This window comes from Collimonas sp., from assembly GCF_039923675.1.
In the GTDB taxonomy this organism is placed as follows: domain Bacteria; phylum Pseudomonadota; class Gammaproteobacteria; order Burkholderiales; family Burkholderiaceae_D; genus Collimonas.
The window spans coordinates 1-4,180 of sequence record NZ_JBDTCG010000075.1; the positions used below are offsets into that span (position 1 = coordinate 1).

General features: G+C 57.4%; 6 protein-coding genes. 1 reads left to right on the forward strand and 5 read right to left on the reverse strand.

The genetic code is table 11. The features are described from left to right. The 3 genes from ABI171_RS15590 to ABI171_RS15600 all read right to left on the reverse strand — a co-directional run. The coding region (locus ABI171_RS15590) for a TetR/AcrR family transcriptional regulator (protein ID WP_348093444.1) at positions 1–448 on the reverse strand (448 nt) is incomplete at its 3' end. Positions 449–473: 25 nt separating this feature from the next. Then, the gene (locus tag ABI171_RS15595) at positions 474–944 is read right to left on the reverse strand and encodes a nuclear transport factor 2 family protein (RefSeq protein ID WP_348093445.1); all 471 of its coding nucleotides are present in this window, start codon (positions 942–944) and stop codon (positions 474–476) included. A gap of 338 nt (positions 945–1,282) precedes the next feature. Next, entirely contained in the window at positions 1,283–1,909 is a 627-nt protein-coding gene (locus ABI171_RS15600; RefSeq protein WP_348093446.1) for a LysE family translocator, read from the reverse strand. Between the two features lie 210 nt (positions 1,910–2,119). On the opposite strand from ABI171_RS15600, the gene ABI171_RS15605 reads away from it, so the two are divergent. Beyond that, the gene (locus tag ABI171_RS15605) at positions 2,120–3,028 is read left to right on the forward strand and encodes an ion channel (protein ID WP_348093447.1); all 909 of its coding nucleotides are present in this window, start codon (positions 2,120–2,122) and stop codon (positions 3,026–3,028) included. Between the two features lie 47 nt (positions 3,029–3,075). On the opposite strand, the gene ABI171_RS15610 is transcribed toward ABI171_RS15605, so the two are convergent. Next, entirely contained in the window at positions 3,076–3,354 is a 279-nt protein-coding gene (locus ABI171_RS15610) for a PAAR domain-containing protein (RefSeq protein WP_348093448.1), read from the reverse strand. Between the two features lie 645 nt (positions 3,355–3,999). Further along, positions 4,000–4,180: hypothetical protein (locus ABI171_RS15615; RefSeq protein ID WP_348093449.1), on the reverse strand; the 181-nt coding region annotated here is incomplete at its 5' end.

Genomic DNA, 4,180 nt, shown 5'->3' on the forward strand with positions numbered 1-4,180 from the left:
CCGCCAGGATTGCCGCACTGATGGCGTCTTTTCCATCGCGCAGCAGTGCTGCTTCCAGCGCCGCCACCCACTCGACAAAATAGCCTTTTACCGTCTCGGCAAAGCGATCGCGCTCGTTGCCGAGTGCGAACACGCCGACCAGGCACACCTTGCGGCCTGACAGGAAGTAGCGCCCTACCTCCCGGAACATGGCGTCGATAGCGCTTTCGGCATCCGCGCTTTCGCGTAGCGGCACGAACACGTGGCTACGGAACCAGGCGTCGATTTCGCTGAGCACGGCGGCCGCCATTTCCTCTTTCCCGCCAGGGAAAAAATGATAGATGCTGCCCTTGCCCAGCTTTGTGCCTTCGGTGATGCGGGCCAGGCTGGCCCCTTCGAAACCGTAGATGCGAAACACTTCCGCTAGCAACGGCACCACATCACATCGTTCCGCAATCATTCTCACCATCTTGTTTGCTATCCGTTTCTGTTAATCAAAAGCCCAAGTCGCTCAGCCCCGGGTGGTCGGCCGGCCTTGGTCCGCTCAGGTTCCAGTGGAATTTGCGCTCGGCAGCCTGAATCGGTGCGTCATTGATGCTGGCGTGACGGCGGCGCATCAGGCCATCCTCGGTAAATTCCCAGTTCTCGTTACCATAGGCGCGATGCCACTGGCCTGAATCGTCATGGTATTCGTAGGCAAAGCGCACGGCAATGCGGCTGCCATCGAATGCCCACAGCTCCTTGATCAGGCGGTACTCCAGTTCGCGCTTCCACTTGCGGCTCAGCAGCCCGACGATGGCGTCGCGGCCCTGGACAAATTCCGTGCGGTTACGCCACCAGCTGTCTTCGGTATAGGCGAGCGCAACTTTTTCCGGATTGCGGGTGTTCCAGCCATCTTCAGCCAGGCGCACCTTCTGGATGGCGCTGTCGCGGTTGAACGGCGGGAGAGGCGGACGTGTGCTCATGGGATTGCCTTGTAAAGTTTGCGGTGAGGTCAGGGTTGAGGTTTTGTACCAAAATTACCCCTCTTTACCGATCGGTACAGTCAGAGTGTAGTGACTGGCCTCAGGCAATACAAGCGGCATTACGATGAAAAGCATGGGGCACGCAACTGTGCCCTGAATTTGCAGCCCGGACTGTGTCCTTGCCTTTGAGGAGGCGACGCACCGGCCTGACAGGAAAAATAGGCGCGGGCAATGCTGCCGACGCGTTCTCCAGCCTGGCGCGGCGGTGCGTCAAATTGCCAGGGCTAGCGTCAAAGCGGCTTCGTGGTTTTCAAACCGCCGGGCGGCGGCAATCCAGGTCAAGAACGGGAGATCGCCGATAACACCAGCCCGGCGCCGACGAAGGCGCCGCCCGATAACTGATTCACCAATTTCAGGCGGCGTGCGGTATTCAGCCAGCCGGCCAGACGTGCGCCGCCGCTGGCGTATATGAATTGCCAGCAAGCTTCGATAATGAAGAATGTTATCGATAGAATCGCCAACTGCGGCCCCTGTGACAATTTTGCATCCATGAATTGTGGAAACAGCGCGGCGAAGAAAATGAAAGCCTTGGGGTTGCTCAACGCCACCCAAAACCCTGCGCGGAACATGGTCCATGGTTTATGCCGGTGGCCGTCTTCAGTCATCGCTTGCAATTGCCGGGGAATGGCGCGCCAGGTTTTGACGCCGAGATAAATGAGATAGGCAGCGCCCGCATATTTCACAATCGAAAACAAACGCTCCGACGCCGCCAGCAAGACGCCCAGGCCGGCCACCGAACAAACCATGATCAGCCCCAACCCGCACATCAGCCCGAGACAAGTGGCGACCGTGCGCCGCACGCCATGATGAATGCCGTGCGTCATGGCCAGCAGCATATTGGGGCCGGGCGTGGCGGATACAAAAAATACAGTGGTGACGAACAACAACCAAGTCTTGAGAGGCACGTTATATCTCGCTGCAGGTTTAAGGCGATGGGAAATCGGGCTGGTCAGGCTACAGTATTTTCACTGCGAAATGAAGCGAAACCGTTCCCGTGGAAAAATCGTGTATTGTCGACAACAAATTGTGACTTTGATTTGCTGCCTGGCAAACCGCGCCACCCTGCAGCTGTTGTACGATGACGCCAACAGGAAAATCCTCACCGGGCCAACGATATGACGAAGAAAACAAGCGCACCCAAAATCAAGCACATGGACACCGGCGTCTTCGGTGCAAACTCTGCAAAACTGGACAAGATCGGCGTCTCCCGCTTCGACCTGAGCGATCCGTACCACTTGGCGTTGACCCTGACCTGGCCGCAGTTCTTTGCAAGTCTACTGGTGGTGTACCTGCTGATCAATTCCATCTTTGCACTGCTTTACTTCATCGCCCCGGGAACCATCCTCAACCTGCAGCCGGGTTCTTTGCTGGATGCGTTCTTCTTCAGCGTCGAAACCCTGGCCACCGTCGGCTACGGCAATATGGCGCCGGTCGCCCTGTATAGTCATATCGCGTCGACGGTGGAGATTTTCGTCAGCATGATGCTGACCGCCACCATGACCGGCCTGGTGTTCGTACGCTTTTCCAAACCCAAGGCAAAGCTGCTGTTCGCCAGCCAGGCTGCGGTCAGCCGCAGCAGCGACGGCGAGCCGCAATTGATGATCCGTGTCGGCAATGGCCGCCTGAACACCCTGCATGACGCCACCGCACGCCTCAGCACGCTGAGCTCCAGCACAGCGCCGAACGGACAATATTTCCGGACCTTGATAGATCTCGAGCTGCAGCGTAGCAGCCTGCCCTATTTCCCGCTCACCTGGACCGTCATCCACAAGATCACCGAGGACAGCCCGCTGGCGGCATTACGCGACGCAACCGTCCAGGAACTCGCTGAGTCCGGCTTGCGCATCACCGTCAGCCTGACGGCGCGCGATCCGTCGCTGGGCGCCCAGATCTATGCTTCACACGCCTACAGCGCCGCCGACATCGCGCTGGATATGCGCTATGCCGACGCCATCACCGCCAATGAAGATGATCATTCCGTGGCCGACATGCGCAAGATCAGCAACCTGGAGCCGGATAATTGAGCCGGGCAATGGGGCCAAGCAACTGAGCAGTGCAACGGAGATTACACTTATCCGACGGTAGCGCCGATGCTGCCGATCAGCGTACAACCGCATTCGGTTTTATGGCCCTCCAGCGCAACCGGAATACCATCAAGGATAAACGTGGAATGCCCCTCGATGATCTTGTTGACGCCATGCGGCTTGCCGCCAGGATAAGACAGCGGACATTCGACCAGGTCGCCCAGCCGCGCAATCGGCTTGTCCAGCACGCTATGCTTAGGAGAGCCGCTGATTACATGACCACCGTGACTGGTAGTGTCGCCCACGACGATAATTTTTAAAGCCATGATTTATCCTGAAAATATAATTCGGTCAAACAATAAGCAAGCAAACGCTGCCGACAATTCTTCTTTTGCATGCGAGCCCGGCCTCATCTTTGGCGGTCTTGATGTCGTGATGCCGCTTGCACAGCGATTGCCAGTTGCACACGCTGCCCCAAAACAACGCCTTAGCTATGGCTATCCACGATTGGTCGCCGCTATCGAGCGCTTGCTTCAATCGATGCGGCGTGACGTGATCCACAACAGCAGCCGCAGTGACAACGCCCTCTCGCTCGCAATGGACACACAACGGATGGGCTCGCAGAAAATGAGCCCGCGCTCTCGTCCAAGCGCTGGTGTATGTGTGAAGCTGATCCAGCAGCAAAGGTCACCGTTCCGACATTCAGGAACGAGCGGCAGCATTACGCCAGTCGCCGGCAGATGCTGGAATTGTCTAAGGCCTGTACGAACCGCGCCGGCCGCCTAGCCATTCGGATTGCCTTTTATTCTGGGCTGCGACTCGGCGAAATCCTGCGCGCCGAGGTCCGCGGCCAGACGTTTTACCTGACAGATACGAAAAATGGCGATCCACGGATAATTCCAATCCATCCCCGTATCTTGGTCTGTGTCCGACATTTCAATAAGAAGACGCCGAAAATTAGTATTCAGAGCTCATTCCGGCGTGCTAGGGCGGTTTGCGGCATGGATCACATACACTTTCATGACCTGCGGCACAGTGCCGCCAGCGAGCTTATCAATGCTGGCGTGGACCTGTTCACGGTAGGGCGAGTCCTGGGGCACAAAGATCCGCGCAGCACGCAGCGATATAGTCATCTTGCGATAGACACGTTGA